Origin of the sequence: Psychrobacillus sp. NPDC093180 (assembly GCF_044754065.1) — a bacterium.
Taxonomy (GTDB): Bacteria; Bacillota; Bacilli; order Bacillales_A; family Planococcaceae; genus Psychrobacillus.
On record NZ_JBIVOJ010000025.1, the window covers coordinates 1 to 16,098 of the forward strand.

16 protein-coding genes, 1 tRNA gene, 1 rRNA gene, 1 other RNA gene and 1 other annotated feature are annotated in these 16,098 nt (G+C 36.8%); of the genes, 3 read left to right on the top strand and 16 right to left on the bottom strand.

What is annotated here, in order from left to right:
* Positions 1-227 precede the first annotated feature (227 nt).
* The 6 genes from ACIP9W_RS22160 to ffs form a co-directional block, all read right to left on the bottom strand.
* Positions 228-485, bottom strand: a complete 258-nt coding sequence (locus ACIP9W_RS22160) for a pro-sigmaK processing inhibitor BofA family protein (protein ID WP_282240976.1) — start codon at positions 483-485, stop codon at positions 228-230.
* 63 nt (positions 486-548) lie between these two features.
* The gene (locus ACIP9W_RS22165; RefSeq protein WP_282240977.1) at positions 549-761 is read right to left on the bottom strand and encodes a YaaL family protein; all 213 of its coding nucleotides are present in this window, start codon (positions 759-761) and stop codon (positions 549-551) included.
* 18 nt (positions 762-779) lie between these two features.
* Positions 780-1,376, bottom strand: a complete 597-nt coding sequence (gene recR, locus ACIP9W_RS22170) for a recombination mediator RecR (protein ID WP_282240978.1) — start codon at positions 1,374-1,376, stop codon at positions 780-782.
* A gap of 11 nt (positions 1,377-1,387) precedes the next feature.
* Positions 1,388-1,708, bottom strand: coding sequence for a YbaB/EbfC family nucleoid-associated protein (locus ACIP9W_RS22175; protein ID WP_142541041.1), 321 nt, complete (start codon positions 1,706-1,708; stop codon positions 1,388-1,390).
* Between the two features lie 14 nt (positions 1,709-1,722).
* Positions 1,723-3,471: a DNA polymerase III subunit gamma/tau gene (gene dnaX, locus ACIP9W_RS22180; protein ID WP_400793383.1), complete on the bottom strand. Its 1,749-nt coding sequence runs from the start codon at positions 3,469-3,471 to the stop codon at positions 1,723-1,725.
* A 147-nt stretch (positions 3,472-3,618) separates the two neighbouring features.
* Positions 3,619-3,886: signal recognition particle sRNA large type (ffs, locus tag ACIP9W_RS22185), an RNA gene on the bottom strand.
* A 136-nt stretch (positions 3,887-4,022) separates the two neighbouring features.
* Between ffs and ACIP9W_RS22190 the strand changes: the two genes are divergently transcribed.
* Positions 4,023-4,115: transfer RNA gene (locus ACIP9W_RS22190), tRNA-Ser, on the top strand.
* A 136-nt stretch (positions 4,116-4,251) separates the two neighbouring features.
* On the opposite strand, the gene ACIP9W_RS22195 is transcribed toward ACIP9W_RS22190, so the two are convergent.
* The 3 genes from ACIP9W_RS22195 to ACIP9W_RS22205 form a co-directional block, all read right to left on the bottom strand.
* On the bottom strand, positions 4,252-4,920 hold the full coding sequence (locus tag ACIP9W_RS22195) for a deoxynucleoside kinase (protein WP_142541043.1): 669 nt from the start codon (positions 4,918-4,920) through the stop codon (positions 4,252-4,254).
* A 2-nt stretch (positions 4,921-4,922) separates the two neighbouring features.
* Entirely contained in the window at positions 4,923-5,555 is a 633-nt protein-coding gene (locus ACIP9W_RS22200) for a deoxynucleoside kinase (protein ID WP_400793385.1), read from the bottom strand.
* Between the two features lie 106 nt (positions 5,556-5,661).
* The gene (locus tag ACIP9W_RS22205) at positions 5,662-6,798 is read right to left on the bottom strand and encodes a glycosyl hydrolase family 18 protein (protein WP_282240981.1); all 1,137 of its coding nucleotides are present in this window, start codon (positions 6,796-6,798) and stop codon (positions 5,662-5,664) included.
* 70 nt (positions 6,799-6,868) lie between these two features.
* Between ACIP9W_RS22205 and tadA the strand changes: the two genes are divergently transcribed.
* Entirely contained in the window at positions 6,869-7,345 is a 477-nt protein-coding gene (gene tadA / locus ACIP9W_RS22210) for a tRNA adenosine(34) deaminase TadA (protein WP_400793387.1), read from the top strand.
* A gap of 19 nt (positions 7,346-7,364) precedes the next feature.
* Here tadA and serS read toward each other — a convergent pair whose 3' ends face one another.
* From serS to pdxS, 3 genes are all read right to left on the bottom strand, one after another.
* Complete coding sequence (serS, locus tag ACIP9W_RS22215; protein ID WP_282240983.1) at positions 7,365-8,639, bottom strand: serine--tRNA ligase; 1,275 nt, start codon at positions 8,637-8,639, stop codon at positions 7,365-7,367.
* A 54-nt stretch (positions 8,640-8,693) separates the two neighbouring features.
* Positions 8,694-8,909, bottom strand: a binding site (T-box leader).
* Positions 8,910-8,932: 23 nt separating this feature from the next.
* Complete coding sequence (pdxT, locus tag ACIP9W_RS22220) at positions 8,933-9,526, bottom strand: pyridoxal 5'-phosphate synthase glutaminase subunit PdxT (RefSeq protein ID WP_400793396.1); 594 nt, start codon at positions 9,524-9,526, stop codon at positions 8,933-8,935.
* A 2-nt stretch (positions 9,527-9,528) separates the two neighbouring features.
* Positions 9,529-10,413: a pyridoxal 5'-phosphate synthase lyase subunit PdxS gene (pdxS, locus tag ACIP9W_RS22225; protein WP_282240988.1), complete on the bottom strand. Its 885-nt coding sequence runs from the start codon at positions 10,411-10,413 to the stop codon at positions 9,529-9,531.
* Positions 10,414-10,520: 107 nt separating this feature from the next.
* Between pdxS and pdxR the strand changes: the two genes are divergently transcribed.
* On the top strand, positions 10,521-11,936 hold the full coding sequence (gene pdxR / locus ACIP9W_RS22230; protein ID WP_400793389.1) for a MocR-like pyridoxine biosynthesis transcription factor PdxR: 1,416 nt from the start codon (positions 10,521-10,523) through the stop codon (positions 11,934-11,936).
* Between the two features lie 413 nt (positions 11,937-12,349).
* On the opposite strand, the gene ACIP9W_RS22235 is transcribed toward pdxR, so the two are convergent.
* The 4 genes from ACIP9W_RS22235 to rrf all read right to left on the bottom strand — a co-directional run.
* Positions 12,350-13,669, bottom strand: coding sequence for a serine hydrolase (locus ACIP9W_RS22235; RefSeq protein ID WP_282240989.1), 1,320 nt, complete (start codon positions 13,667-13,669; stop codon positions 12,350-12,352).
* Between the two features lie 157 nt (positions 13,670-13,826).
* Positions 13,827-15,293, bottom strand: coding sequence for an IMP dehydrogenase (gene guaB, locus ACIP9W_RS22240; protein ID WP_282240986.1), 1,467 nt, complete (start codon positions 15,291-15,293; stop codon positions 13,827-13,829).
* A gap of 99 nt (positions 15,294-15,392) precedes the next feature.
* Positions 15,393-15,872: a glutathione peroxidase gene (locus ACIP9W_RS22245; protein WP_400793393.1), complete on the bottom strand. Its 480-nt coding sequence runs from the start codon at positions 15,870-15,872 to the stop codon at positions 15,393-15,395.
* Positions 15,873-16,006: 134 nt separating this feature from the next.
* A 5S ribosomal RNA gene (gene rrf / locus ACIP9W_RS22250) occupies positions 16,007-16,098 on the bottom strand; the annotation flags it as partial.

A 16,098-nucleotide genomic window follows, 5' to 3' on the forward strand; every position in this document is an offset into this window, starting at 1 on the left:
ATAATAGAGAACTTAAAAAGCTCATTTTGTTTTGCTGGCATCATCATTAAATGATGTCATAATTGTTTTGCTATCAGACTAACAAGTTAATCTGAATAGCTTATATCTTAACGTTTTGCATGTTCAGTTTTCAATGTTCATGTTGTCTGCCGTTTTGTTTACCTCTTGGCGACTCCTACTATATTACTCTCTTCATTTAAATAAGTCAACACTTTTTCTAAAGTTTTTTAAAGTAATATAGAAATAGCCACAACAGAAGCTACTCCAGGTATTCCTAATACTGCTACTACTGCACCCGTGAACAAATTAACAGGGATTGTATAGCCGGCTAAACCTAAAAGTAAGTGCACACCGTATAATAGTAAAATAGAAAAACCGATACGAAACAAGAAAATGGATAATCCTTCTACGATCCCGGAAAAAGATTTTCTAAACATAATAAGCAATAGTAATACTAGCGAGCCACCAATGATAATTAAATTCATGAATATCATTCCTCTCATAAAATAACTATCTATTACTGTATGAAGCTAGTACTACTATTATACTTATTTTAATATCACATTCCGGATCTTTGCTTCTTTATATAGATAGAAGTGAATACTCTCTGCAATTTTTCTTTTTGCCATCGCCTCTAAATTATAGTCATTCAAGTAATCCTCTATCCGTTGAGCCTGTTGCCAGTCTTCTTTTGTTTCTTGCATTAACTTTACAAATTGTTGATCGAATTCTTTTTTTAACTTTGCTCGTTGAAAAAACATAATAGTATAGCATCCCCCTTACAACTCACGGCGACCTTCTAATGCTTTAGATAAAGTTACTTCATCCGCATATTCTAAATCTCCACCTACAGGCAAACCGTGTGCAATTCTCGTTGTTTTAATACCAGAAGGCTTTACGAGACGAGAGATATACATTGCTGTTGCCTCTCCTTCTATTGTAGGGTTAGTTGCTAAAATCAATTCTTCCACCTGTGTGTCCTGCAGCCTCTTTAAAAGAGAAGGTACATTAATATCTTCCGGACCAATTCCATCCATCGGTGAGATAGCACCATGAAGCACATGATATAAACCGTTATAGTCCCTCATTTTCTCCATAGCTATGACGTCCTTTGTATCTTGGACGACACAAATCGTCGACAAGTCACGTTGTTGGTCTTGACAAATATGACAAGGATCAATATCCGTTATATGGCCACAAACAGAGCAATAAGTTAAATTTCGTTTAGCATCGACTAGTGCTTTTGCAAAATCTAAAACAGTGTCTTCTTTCATTGTTAATACAAAAAATGCCAGACGGGCCGCTGTTTTCGGCCCGATTCCTGGCAATTTCATAAAACTATCTATTAGTTTCGATATTGGTTCAGGATAATGCATCTTTTTTCCTCCTAGAACATACCAGGAAGGTTCAATCCTTTCGTGAATTGACCCATTGTGGCATTCGCTGTTTCATCTGCTTTTTTCATTGCTTCGTTTGTTGCAATAACGATTAAGTCTTGAAGCATTTCAATATCTTCTGGATCTACAACAGTTGGATCTAATTCTACTTCTAGTACTTCTTTATGACCAGACACAACGACTTTCACCATTCCACCGCCAGCTAAAGCTTCAAAGCGTTGAGTTCCTAGTTCCTCTTGTGCCTCCGCCATCTTCTTTTGCATTTTTTGCATTTGTTTCATCATACCTTGCATATTTCCCATTCCACGCATTATTAATTTCCTCCTTAGTCATCATGTACTTCTACAAATTCTTTTCCAAATAATTTTTCAGCTTCTACAATTAAAGGATCTTCCGAAATTTCTTCCATTCCTTGTAGAAGCTCCATTGCTTCTGTCGGCCCTGAAGTAGCATCTTCCGTATTTCCCGCATTACCTGGTTTCAAACCATTTTGACGTATAAACTCTTCTCTGATCTTCAACCAATTTTCCTCAGGCACGTATACGACCTCGTATAAAGTACCCGTTAAATTTGCAATTAACTGAGGAAAGGAAGAAGAAAAGGTTTTATTCTCCATGGCCATTTGACAGTGAATTTCATATTTAAATTTTAACACAAATGCACTAGAAGATGCTGCTACTGGTTCAGCATCATTTAATAATGCCGCATGTGATTTTTGAAGTTGTTGCAAAATATTGGCCCATTGAGCTTTAATCGTCTGGATATCACTTTTTGTTGCCGTTTTTAATATCTCTTGAATACGACCACTCGAAACCTTTACACCACTATTCGACTTTTGTCTTTGTCTTTTTGGTTGTTCTTGTGCCGCCGCATTTGATTGTGGTATTATCCCTTGGCTAATTTGTTGTTGGAGCTGCTGGATCTGACTCTCCAATGCTTTTACTTTCAGCTCAAGTTCTGAATTACTTTCGGTAGTTACTAGGTTACCTCTTGGAACTTGCGCTAATCTTATAATTGCTGTTTCTAAATATACTTTGGCGTGATTAGAAAAACGCATTTCCTGTTGGGTATTCGTTAATATAGAAATACTTTTATACAAAGTATCTTCCGCGAATTTAGAGGCTAACTCTTGAAACATAGTATCTCCTGTCGCAATTTCCAACAACTCTGTTTGTTCAGGTGCAACAAGCAATACAAGTAAATCACGATAAAAGGTAATAAAATCCTCTGTTAAACGAACCGGATCTTTTCCATCTTCTATTAACTGTTCTACACAGCTAAGTGCCTCCGCTACGTCCTTCTCAATTAATGCATTTGCTAATTGGAAAAATACATCCTGTCCTATAGAACCAGTTACTAATAATGCATCTTCTAGCGTCATTTTTTCTCCACTAAAAGACACTACTTGATCGAGCATGCTTAGTGCATCGCGCATTCCACCAGCTGCTGCTTGTGCAATTACTTTCAACACATTTTCATCGTATTCAATATTAGCATCTGTCAATACTTCTTTCATTCGTGAAACGATATCAGATGAAGTAATTCGTTTAAAATCGAAACGCTGGCATCTTGATATAATCGTCAATGGAATCTTATGAGGTTCAGTCGTCGCTAAGATAAATACTGCATGTGCTGGTGGTTCTTCTAATGTTTTTAACAAAGCATTAAATGCACTTGTGGAAAGCATATGCACTTCGTCAATAATATACACTTTGAAACGTGCATTGGAAGGGGCGAAACGAACTTTTTCAATAATTTCTCGCATTTCTTCTACTCGAGAGTTAGATGCTGCATCAAACTCGATTACATCTGTATTAGATCCTTCCGTAATGCTTTTACAAGTTTCGCAAGTATTACAAGGTTCTTTTGCTGGACCATTTTCACAATTTAAAGCTTTAGCAAATATTTTCGCCGCACTTGTTTTTCCTGTACCGCGCGGACCTGAGAATAAATACGCATGGGTCGTTTTATTGTAAAGGAGGGCATTTTGAAGAGTTTGCTTAATATGAGATTGACCAGACATTTCTGCAAATGACTGTGGCCTGTAAGCGCGGTAAAAAGCTTGATACGACAACAAATTCCCCTCCCTTTCTTTAAATAGTCCATAATGATTTTATTATATCATAAAGCGACTATGACTTCTTCCATTAATAGATGGCTTTTTTCTATAAAAAAACTCACCCGCCTATTAGACGAATGAGTTGATCGTTTTATAATTATGCCGTGCACCTTCCTTCGCTTGAAACACATAAGCGGCACCCTTGTCGTTAACTCGGCTTAGGCTACCCCGCGGCACATGAGAAAGCACCACTTAATGCTGCTTCCTTCCGGACCTGACATGGTTCATGGGCACTCATTGCGCAGGACCCAAACGTCAACATCACGTGCAAATACCAGACCCTACATGTATTCAACCTCAGAGAAGGAGTTCAGTCTCGCTAGAGCGGATTGCGAGTTACAAGACACCGCTACCTTCCCACCTAGCACGGCATTAACTAGTATACTTTTTTTATAAAGAAAAATCAACGAAAACGATTTTTTTATTATATCTACTAGCTTTATTAAAAATATTATTAAATATGTTGACTTTGTTTTTCAAACATGATAAATTTGTTCTTGTACTTCGGAGGAATACCCAAGTCTGGCTGAAGGGATCGGTCTTGAAAACCGACAGGCGGGTCATACCGCGCGGGGGTTCGAATCCCTCTTCCTCCTCCATTTTAAATACACACACGCATAAATTAGAGATTGAATTCGTTGCAATGGTAACGAATTTTTCTTTCTAGTTACTATTCAGAATATTACATATTTAATTATATATAAAACCTCCCACCAATTGGCGGGAGGTTTTATATTATCTACGCAACGTTGCAGTTTGTTCCATAAAATGACCAATTCTTTCAATAATCATTTCTACATTTTCTGGATTTTTTACAATGTCATAGTCGTTTATATTTAAACGAAGCACCGGACAACCATTAAAAGAGTCAATCCATTTTTCATAACGTCCGTGCATTTCTTCCCAATAAGCAATAGGTGTTTGCTGCTCCATTGGACGACCGCGATCATGAATGCGATCAATAATATTATCTAAAGTTCCTTCTAAGTAAATCAATAAATCAGGGTGTGGAAAATACGGTGTCATGACCATCGCTTCAAACAAGCTTGTGTAGGTCTCGTGGTCTACCGGATCCATCGTTCCTTTTTCTTTATGCATTTGAGCAAATATACCGGTGTCCTCGTAAATAGAACGGTCTTGGATAAATCCTCCGCCATATTCAAACATTCTTTTTTGTTCTTTAAATCGCTCTGCTAAAAAGTAAATTTGTAAATGAAAACTCCATTTAGAAAAATCTTCATAAAAGCGATCTAAATACGGGTTTGCATCTACTTTCTCAAATGAGGTTTTAAAATGAAGTGCATCCGCAAGTGCTTTGGTCATTGTAGACTTCCCTACACCAACTGTTCCTGCAATTGTAATAACTGCATTAGAGGGGATGCCATACTTCTCTCTTAAATTCATACTTATAAACTCCTTCTATGCAATGTTGCATCTACTTGATCTAATATTAGTTGTAAGTCTTGTCCGTTTTGAACAAAATCTATTTTGTCGCCGTCTAGTCTTAAAACTGGAATATGGGGATGTTTTTTTTCAAAGTGATCGATAAACATACGATAATCAGATGAAAGCTGCTGTAAATAATCTGGGCTTATCTTTTTTTCAAAATCTCTTCCACGCATATTAATACGATGAAGAAGAACGTCCAAACTGGCATCAAGATAAATAACTATATTAGGAACAGGCATATCTTTCGTTAAAATTTGATAAATAGATTCATACTTGTCATATTCTACTTCATTTAGCGAACGTTTAGCGAAAATTAGATTTTTAAAAATATGGTAATCGGCTATTACTCCTTTATCTTTCGATAAATACTTTTTCTCTATATCACTTAATTGTTTATAACGATTACATAAAAAAAACATTTCCGTTTGGAAACTCCACTCAGCAATATCGTCATAAAATTTATTTAAAAAAGGATTTTCATCCACAATTTCTTTTAGCAATTCAAATTGATACGTTTGTGCAATTATATTTGCTAAGGAGGTCTTTCCAACACCTATGGGACCTTCTACCGTAATAAATGGAATAGACATAATTTTACCCTCACTCTAATATTTCAAATCGTGCCCTTTATTTTAACATAGCTAGAAAATAAAAAATAGAATATAGTTGCCTTTCCAAAAGAAAGACAACTATACTCTATTTTTTATTCATCCGAAACATTTCCTGTAGCAAATACCAGTTTTGCGGAAAATCAAAACCACTATGCCAATAGGCTATCCCTAATAACTTTAACTCTTTCAACAATTTAAATTTTGCTTCAATGGATCTTGCATCCTCAAACCAAACTTCATGCTCTTTTCCATCTAACCAATAATGAAAATAAGGAGCTTGTGCAACTTTATCATACTCAATAGCAGCATTTCGGTTTTTAGCTAATTGGATTGCTTGTTGCGGACTTAATGCTTTAGCAATTGGATTGCCCTGTTTATATGGCAATGTCCAGTCGTATCCATACAAATTTTGTCCCATCATAATTTTTCCAGGTTCAATTTCAGTTACTGCATATTCTAATACTTTTCGAACCGGACCAATTGGAGAGACAGCCATAGGTGGTCCTCCGCTATACCCCCATTCATATGTCATAATGACAACAAAATCGACTACTTCTCCTATTCCTTTATAATCAAACCCGCCATACCATTTACCATTTTGTTCAGCGCTAGTTTTCGGAGCAAGTGTTGCAGAAATTGCATACCCTTTTGCAAAATCCTTAAATTCTTTCAAGAAATTCACATAGTTTTCTCTGTCCTCTTTGTCTATATATTCAAAGTCCACGTGAATATGTTTTGTTCCTCTTCTTTCCGCTTCAGCAACTGTTTGTGCAAATAGATTATTCCTCACTGTCTCATTAGTGAAAATAGTATGTGCTAATGTATCACTAAATGCATAGTTCTCAATATTAACTAGTACAATAACAGTCTCTACTCGATGTGTATTGGCAACTTCGGTCAAGCCACCCCAATCCATAGAAGTTAAAGAGCCGTCCCTCTTCACTTCATAAGCAAATGGCATCATGTAAGTTAATTGGTCCGCATTTTTCTCTACTTGATCAATGACACTTTGGGATGGTGCTTCGGTATACCACTCTACATATAAATTTGTCTCAATCATTGGCCGATCTGGACTAGGAGTCGATGGTAAAACAAGTGCCTGACCAACGACTAATACATCAGGGTCTGGTAGTTCATTTATAGAGGCAAGTGTAGCAGTATTTGTACCAAAACGCTTCGCGATTGCATATAAACTATCCCCTTGTTTCACTATATAAATCAATCGATCACTCCTTCAACATACAATATGCAGAACATAAATGAAACATGCTACACTATGCATAAGGGGTTGATTGAAATTGGATGAATATTATATGAGCTTAGCAATTGAAGAAGCAAAAAAAGCGGCTGCTATTGGAGAAGTACCAATTGGGGCTATTGTTGTATATCAGGGTGAAGTAATTGCAAAAGCCTATAATTTAAGAGAGACTACGCAAAATGCAACAACCCATGCCGAATTATTAGCAATTCAAGAAGCATGTGCGAAAATTGGAAGCTGGCGATTAGAGGATACAACTTTATATGTAACGCTCGAGCCTTGCCCTATGTGTGCAGGAGCTATTTTACAGTCTCGTATTCCACGCATTGTATATGGAGCGAGAGATGCAAAAGCAGGTTGTGTAGATTCGTTATATCGCCTTTTAAATGACAATAGATTTAATCATGTATGTGAGGTAACAGAAGGTGTTTTAGCAGAGGAATGTGGAAGCCTACTTACTCAATTTTTTCGAAATCTTAGAGCACAAAAAAAGAACCAGAAGAGATTATAGTTTCTGGTTCTTTTCTTTGTTACTTAATAACAGTTTTACCGCCCATATATGGCACTAAAACTTCTGGTACAACTACTGTTCCATCTGGTTGTTGATAGTTCTCTAAAATAGCAGCAACAGTACGTCCTAGTGCAAGTCCACTTCCATTCAAAGTGTGCACATATTCTGGTTTAGCACCCGTCTCTCTTCTAAAGCGGATACCAGCACGACGAGCTTGGAAATCTTCGAAGTTACTGCAAGAAGAAATTTCTTTGTACTCTCCGTAACTTGGTAACCAAACTTCTAAATCATATTTTTTGGCAGCGGTAAATCCTAAATCCGCTGTACACATATGAAGCACACGGTATGGTAAACCTAATAACTGCAACACTTTTTCTGCATGGCCCGTAAGTAACTCCAACTGCTCATAAGATTCTTCTGGCTTAACAAAACGTACTAGTTCTACTTTGTTAAATTGATGTTGACGTATTAAACCTCTTGTATCGCGTCCTGCAGATCCTGCTTCTGAACGGAAACAAGCACTAAAAGCAGTAAATGCTTGAGGTAATGCTGCTCCATCTAAAATCTCATCACGGTAAAAATTCGTTACTGGAACTTCTGCAGTTGGGATTAAGAAATAATCTTCTTCGTTTATTAAAAATGCATCTTCTTCAAACTTTGGTAGCTGACCAGTACCAGTCAAACTTGTGCGATTTGCTAAATAAGGAGGAAGCATTTCTTCATAGCCGTGCTCTTCAGCATGCAAGTCCATCATGAAGTTTATCAAAGCACGCTCTAGTCTTGCACCCAACCCACGATAAAAGGCAAAACGACTTCCCGTTACCTTAGCTGCACGTTCAAAATCAACTATTTTTAAATCAGTGGCAATATCCCAATGTGCTTTCGTTTCAAAATCAAATGAAGGCACTTCTCCCCATGTACGAATTTCTACATTATCATCTTCTGAATCGCCAATTGGAACACTATCATGTGGGATATTTGGAACGCGCATCATCATATGATCAAACTTTTCTTCCACTGCACGTAATTCGTCATCCAATGCTTTGATCTCATCGCCAACTTCACGCATACGAGCAATAATATCATCTGCATTTTCTTTATTACGTTTCATTTCTGAAATTTTTTGAGAGAATTCATTTCTTTCAGCCTTTAGTACTTCTGTTTTAGCAATCAGTTCTCTGCGTTTTTGATCTAATGGTTGAAATTGATCAAATTCAGAAATTTCTTCTCCACGTTTTGCTAACTTCGCTTTTACTGCTTCGTAATTTTCTCGTACAAATTTCACGTCTAACATGTAAATTCCTCCTAATTTTTAGTCAAAAACGACAAAAAAGCCCTCATCCCTTATAAAAGGGACGAGAGCATACCCGCGTTGCCACCCTGATTGACTTGACCATATGTCAAATCCGCTTGTAAAATAACGGCTTTTCAACCGGATACGACTTACTAACCATTCAGTCGCTCAACTCAAAGGATGGATTCACAAGGGTTTCTGCCAGCTTCCACCAACCGCTGACTCTCTAAAAAAAACGTGCTTGTTACTACTTCCTATCATCGTTTTTTAATCATGAAATTACTATCACTTTACTATACAGCAACTCTTTTGGCAAGCGATTCCTTTACCATTTCAGTAAAATATGCAGTAATCCGATGATCGCTCGTTAACTCTGGATGAAAAGAGCATCCTAGTAAATGTCCTTGTCTAACCATCACTATTTTGTCTTCATGCATTGCAAGTATTTCTATATCTGACTCTACTTCTACAATATGGGGGGCTCTTATAAAAACAGCAGGAAAATCAGTTGCGATATCCTTCACTTCAAGGTTTGTTTCAAAACTATCTACTTGGCGACCAAAAGAATTACGCTCTACTGTAGCATTTAATACACCAATATGTGAAAAATCATACCCAACTATTTTTTGAGCAAGTAATATTAGACCTGCACAAGTACCAAACATAGGCTTTCCTGCTGTAGCAAATTCTTTAAGAGGTGTAAGCATATTATGTCGATCCATTAATTTACGCATGGTTGTACTTTCTCCACCTGGTAAAATTAAGCCGTCTACAAGTGTCAAATCGTCTTTACCTTTAACGATCATTGCCTCTACTCCACAAGCTTCGATAGATCTAATATGTTCACTTACCGCACCTTGAAGTGCTAAAACTCCTATTTTAACCATCATTACCATCCTCTATCTTGCATACGCTCTTCAGCCGACAAACGGGAAATTTCAATTCCCTTCATTGGAATTCCTAAGTCTTTAGAAATCTCTACGAGCAAATTATAATCTTGATAATGTGTCGTAGCTTCCACGATAGCACGTGCAAATTTCTCAGGGTTTTCTGATTTGAAAATACCTGAACCTACAAATACACCATCTGCTCCAAGCTCCATCATTAAAGCAGCATCTGCTGGGGTTGCAACACCGCCTGCTGCAAAGTTTACAACTGGCAATTTACCATTATGCTTAATTTGTAATAATACCTCATATGGTGCTCCTAAAATTTTTGCTTCTGTCATCAGTTCATCTTCGTTCATATGAACAATTTTACGAACATGTGCATTCACTTTACGTAAATGACGAACCGCTTCTACGATATTTCCTGTTCCAGGTTCTCCTTTCGTACGAAGCATGGAAGCACCTTCGCCAATACGACGAGCTGCTTCTCCTAAATCCTTACATCCACATACGAATGGAACCGTAAATTCACTTTTACGTAAGTGATATTCTTCATCTGCAGGTGTTAATACTTCGGATTCATCAATATAATCGACACCCATCGCTTCCAAAATACGTGCTTCCGTGATATGCCCAATACGTGCCTTTGCCATTACTGGAATAGTTACCGCACCCATTACTTCTTCCATAATACGTGGATCTGCCATGCGAGCAACCCCACCTGCTGCACGAATATCTGAAGGTACACGTTCTAGTGCCATTACTGCAACAGCACCTGCTGCTTCCGCAATTTTTGCTTGCTCTGCATTGATAACGTCCATAATAACGCCACCTTTTTGCATTTCAGCCATTCCACGTTTTACTCTATCTGTACCTGTTTGATTGATTGTCATATTTTTTCCCTCCAAATTGTTATAATCTTTAGTATAATAAAATATGACCATATGAAAAGTATCAGAATGTATAAAATTGAAGTGGTCAGATAGGTGATAAAATGGATTTTCTTATGTTTCAGCTTGAAACGGACTCAATAATTCCTCTATATGAACAATTATATACAGAAATAAAACAAGCAATTATTAATGGAACAATTGAAGAGGGTGTTAAACTTCCTTCGAAAAGAAAACTAGCAGAGTATTTATCGGTGAGCCAAACGACAGTTGAATTTGCATATAGTCAATTAGTTGCGGAAGGGTTTATCTCCTCCGAGCCGAGAAGAGGTTTTTACGTACAAAATTTAGCAGAATTAGCGTTGATCGAACAACGTACTTCTTTCATTGTTCAAGATGAAGGTTCTAGAGATAGTTATTCGATTGATTTTTCACCTGGTAAAATTGATACTGATTCTTTTCCTTTTAGCATTTGGAGAAAATGTTCTAAAGAAGTTATTAGCGAGTCTAACAAAGACTTACTCTTACTTGGTCACCCACAAGGAGATTATACGTTAAGACAGCAAATCTGTACTTATTTGTATCAATCTAGGGGAGTTAGATGCACTCCTGAACAAATAATTTTAGGATCAGGAACTGAACAACTCATGCCATTAATCATCCGTTTATTAGGAGAGAAAGCCGTTTTTGGTATTGAAAATCCTGGATATCCGCTAACCCATCACTTGCTTTTAGATGACCGAGAAAAAACGGTACCAATCTCGGTAGATACAGATGGAGTTATCGTTTCACAATTAGAGCACTCTAATGCAAATGTTATGTATGTAACACCTTCTCATCAATTTCCTACAGGAGCCGTTCTTTCAGCAACCCGTAGAACCCAATTGCTATCCTGGGCATACCAAGCAGAGAACCGTTACATTATAGAAGATGACTATGATAGTGAGTTTAGATATACAGGCAGACCAATACCCTCATTACAAGGTATCGATCAAAACGAACGTGTCATTTATTTAAGCACATTTTCAAAATCATTAATGCCTTCTCTTCGAATAGCTTATGCGGTATTACCGAAACAGCTTATTGTAAAGTACAAACAAAAATATTCCTATTATGCTGCCACTGTACCTCGAATGGATCAGCAAATACTCTCTAAATTCATGGAGTCAGGCTATTTTGCAAAACATCTAAATAAAATGAGAAAAATATATAAAAGGAAATTAGAAATAATAACTAAAACCATTGCAGCATATGACCCTCTCGTTACAATTTCTGGTGAGCAAGCAGGTATGCATCTTTTATTGACCTTCGAAACTGTAAAACCGGAAAGTGAACTTATTGCATATGCAAAACAAGCAGGTATACGCGTATATGGCATACAAGAATACGTGTCTACTCCAGACAATTTATTTAATAAGCCAAAAATTGTATTAGGATTTGGTGGAATTCAAGTTGAAAAAATTGAAACTTCCATTGAACAACTAATGGAAGCCCTAAAAATAAAAAAGTTATCATCGTAAAAGATAGTTCCCACGGTTTAGGAAACTGCGACGTAGGTGGTTGATGATGTGTCCGCTAGATTTTCACTGCAGGTCGGACGCTTGGTAATTTCTTTTTTATTTATGAATGACTTGCTAAAAACAAAATCATAAATAGTATTTAGCATTTGCAAATCCAATAAGTGGATAAGAGCAATCAAACAGCTGTCGAGAGCAACTAGTTCTAGTCTGAAAGCAACTAAATTACTTCTGAGAGCAACCAACTTTCATAAAACAAGTTTACTTGGAGTGAGACACCGATGACTACTGCGCAGTATCCCTAAAAATTGATATACTAGTTGCTCTTTAAAGAAGCCAAATGATAAGTCAGAATTGATTAGAAAAAAAGCACTGTAACTCGATCTTCGAGTTTACAGTGCTTTTTTATTTTTTACTTAAAATAATCCGCCAATAAAATCAGTTGTGCTTCCCCACAAATTAGCGAAGAATTTCCCGATTCCTTGGAACATTAAACTAATCCAGCTAGCTCTTTCTACTGCTTCAGTAGTCACAACGTCCACTTCTGTCGCCTGATCGAGAATATAACCGTAGTCCGTTCCTTCTGTTTTTTCTAAATGTACTTTTCCTACTACCGTGCCTTTTTTAATACCAGCTTCCAATTTATCCGCTTCTGGTGTAAACACAGGCTTGTACAAATCTTTTTCATTTGTCTTAATAACCATTGAGATTGGCTCTTTAACAGCAATCGCTACAGTATCTTCTTTTCCTTTTTCTACAGACAATGTTTTGTGTTTAGGAATTTTATATCCTGCAGGGACAATTTCTTCTTTTGAAAACTGACTAAATCCATAGTCAAATAATGCTCTTGTAGCATCAAAACGTGCTTTATAAGAACCTGCACCATTTGCATCTACAGCTTTCATAACAACGGCAATAACCCGCATTCCATTTCTTGTAGCTGTTCCAGTAAAGGAATGTCCTGCAAATTCTGTCGTACCTGTTTTTAGTCCATCTACGCCTTCATACTCATAAACTAAACCTGGCAACATCCAATTCCAGTTACTCATTTCAATTGCATCTGAAGTCCCTTCACGGAATGTTTTTTTAGGTATTTTGGTCGTTTCTAATACTTCTGGATAATCTTTCATTAACAAGTATGCCAATTTTGCTACTGACTTAGCTGGCATAATATTTTCGTCATTCGCTCCCGTACTAGCTGGGTGCATGCCTTGTAGATCTGCATTATTCAAACCGGTGGAGTTGACAAATTTATAACCAACTAAACCCATTTCTTTAGCTTTATCATTCATTAGTTTTACGAAATTTTCTTCTGTTCCAGCAATAGTTTCAGCAATTGCGATTGTTGCAGCATTAGCCGAATAGATAGCCATCGCTTCATACAATTCTCGAATCGAATAAGTACCATCTTGTCGAAGAGGAACATTACTTAAACTACGATTTTGAGAAACTTTATATGTATAATCTGTTACAGAGTATTGTTGATCCCATGTAATTTTTCCCGATTCAATCGCTTCAAATAGTAAATACTCTGTCATCATTTTCGTCATACTAGCTATGCCCAATGATGCATCTGCATTTTTTTCATACAAAATTTTACCTGTTTCTGCGTCAATTAAAATTGCAGCATCGACGTTTAAATTTAAATTATCCTCTGCTTTTGTAGCAGTCGGTATTCCACATATAACTGAAACAAGAAGCATCGGAAGTACTAGCCACTTAATCACTGATGTCATCCAAACTTTCTTCACTACTGTACCTCCACTATTAGTTTTTCTCCATGCTTATTTTAACATACTTTGTCCTATAAGCGCTTATGTAATTAAAAAAGCACCCATTCGACCTAGATTATGACGTCGGATGAGTGCAAAAGTTTCGATTTATACATAAATCTTAAGAAATAGAATAGTTTGGAGCTTCTTTCGTAATTTGCACATCGTGCGGGTGACTTTCACGAAGTCCAGCACCAGTCATACGAACGAATTGTGCATTTTCACGTAATTCTTCTAAATTTGCTGTCCCACAGTATCCCATTCCTGCACGAACACCACCTAATAATTGATGAATCGTATCAGAAAGTGGACCTTTGTATGGAAGACGACCTTCAATACCTTCTGGAACTAGTTTTTTCGCCTCTTCTTGGAAGTAACGATCTTTTGATCCTTTTTCCATAGCAGCAATGGATCCCATTCCACGATATACCTTAAAACGTCTACCTTGGAAGATTTCTGTTTCTCCTGGACTTTCCGTTGTACCAGCAAGTAAGCTTCCTAGCATAACAACATGTCCACCAGCCGCAAGAGCTTTTACGATATCTCCAGAGTATTTAATACCTCCGTCTGCAATAATCGTTTTACCTGCTTTACGAGCTTCTGTTGCACAATCATAAACCGCCGTAATTTGAGGAACTCCAACTCCTGCAACAACTCGAGTTGTACAAATTGAACCTGGTCCAATTCCTACTTTAACTACGTCTGCACCTGCTTCAAACAATGCACGAGTTGCTTCACCAGTTGCAACATTTCCAGCAACGATATCTAAATCAGGATAGGCTTCACGAATATTTCTTACTGTATCCATAACTCCTTGAGAGTGACCGTGTGCAGTATCAATAACAATCACATCTACTTGTGCTTCTACCAGTTTTTCCACACGAAGCATTGTATCTTTTGTTACACCAACAGCTGCTCCTACTAGTAAACGTCCAAGATGGTCTTTTGCTGCATTAGGGAATTCAATCACTTTTTCAATATCCTTAATGGTGATTAACCCTTTTAACATGCCATTTTCATCAACAATCGGTAATTTTTCAATTTTATATTGCTGTAAAATTTTCTCTGCATCTTCGAGTGTAGTGCCAACTGGTGCTGTCACTAATTGTTCCTTTGTCATTACTTCATCAATCTTTAAAGAATAATCTTGTATAAAGCGTAAATCACGATTTGTAATAATGCCAACCAATGTTAAATCTTCTTCATTATTTACGATTGGAACACCAGAAATTCTATATTTCCCCATTAAATGTTCTGCGTCGTAAACTTGATGAGATGGTGTTAAGAAGAAAGGATCTGTAATAACTCCATTTTCAGAACGTTTAACTGTTTCAACTTGCTCTGCCTGTTCTTCAATGCTCATGTTCTTATGAATAATCCCTAATCCACCTTGTCGAGCCATTGCAATTGCCATTTTAGCTTCTGTTACAGTATCCATACCTGCACTTATTACCGGAATATTTAACTTAACTTTTGAAGTGAGTTGAACGGATAAATTGATATCTTTTGGTAATACCTCTGATTGAGCTGGAACTAACAAAACATCGTCAAATGTTAAACCTTCTTTTTGAAATTTAGACTCCCACATTTCTAATTTCCTCCTTCTATAACTGAATATTATTACAAGGTTATCAGCGTGCACGTCTAGTGTCAAGAACCCTCAAATTAAACATTAATTCGGATTTTTCTATAAAGTTATTTTTAAAATATCTCTTTCCATTTTTAGGGGAGGCGTTTGTAGAGCATATCTCCCTACTACATTTCCTTCTTTATCAATTAGAAATTTCGTAAAATTCCACTTTATACCATTAGATAAAAATCCTTTTTGTTCTGCTATAAGGTATTCAAATAATGGATGAATATCGTTTCCTTTAACATTTACTTTTGCGAACATTGGAAAAGTAACCCCATGATTAAGTTGACAATACTCCAGCGTTCTACCAATATCCTCAAACTCCTGGTTGTTAAATTGGTTGCAAGGAAATCCTAGTATCTCTATTCCTTTATCATGATACTTTTCATATAACGTCTGAAGTTCAGTGAACTGTGGTGTAAATCCACAATGACTTGCCGTATTTACGATTATTAATGGTCTACCCTTGAACTTGCTTAAAGGCACATCTTCCTCTTTTATATTCTTTACCGTAAATTCATATACTGATGTCATTTTTTACACTCCCTCATTAGTCTTATCTATACAATATTTCTTTATGCATTCTTACACAAGACATTTGGATATAAAACTAGTTAAAAAAATAAAAAAGTCGCTACCGAATAAATCGGTAACGACTTTTTATGTTTGCCCAGCGACGTCCTACTCTCACAGGGGGAAACCCCCAACTACCATCGGCGCAAAAGAGCTTAACTTCCGTGTTCGGTATGGGAACGGGTGT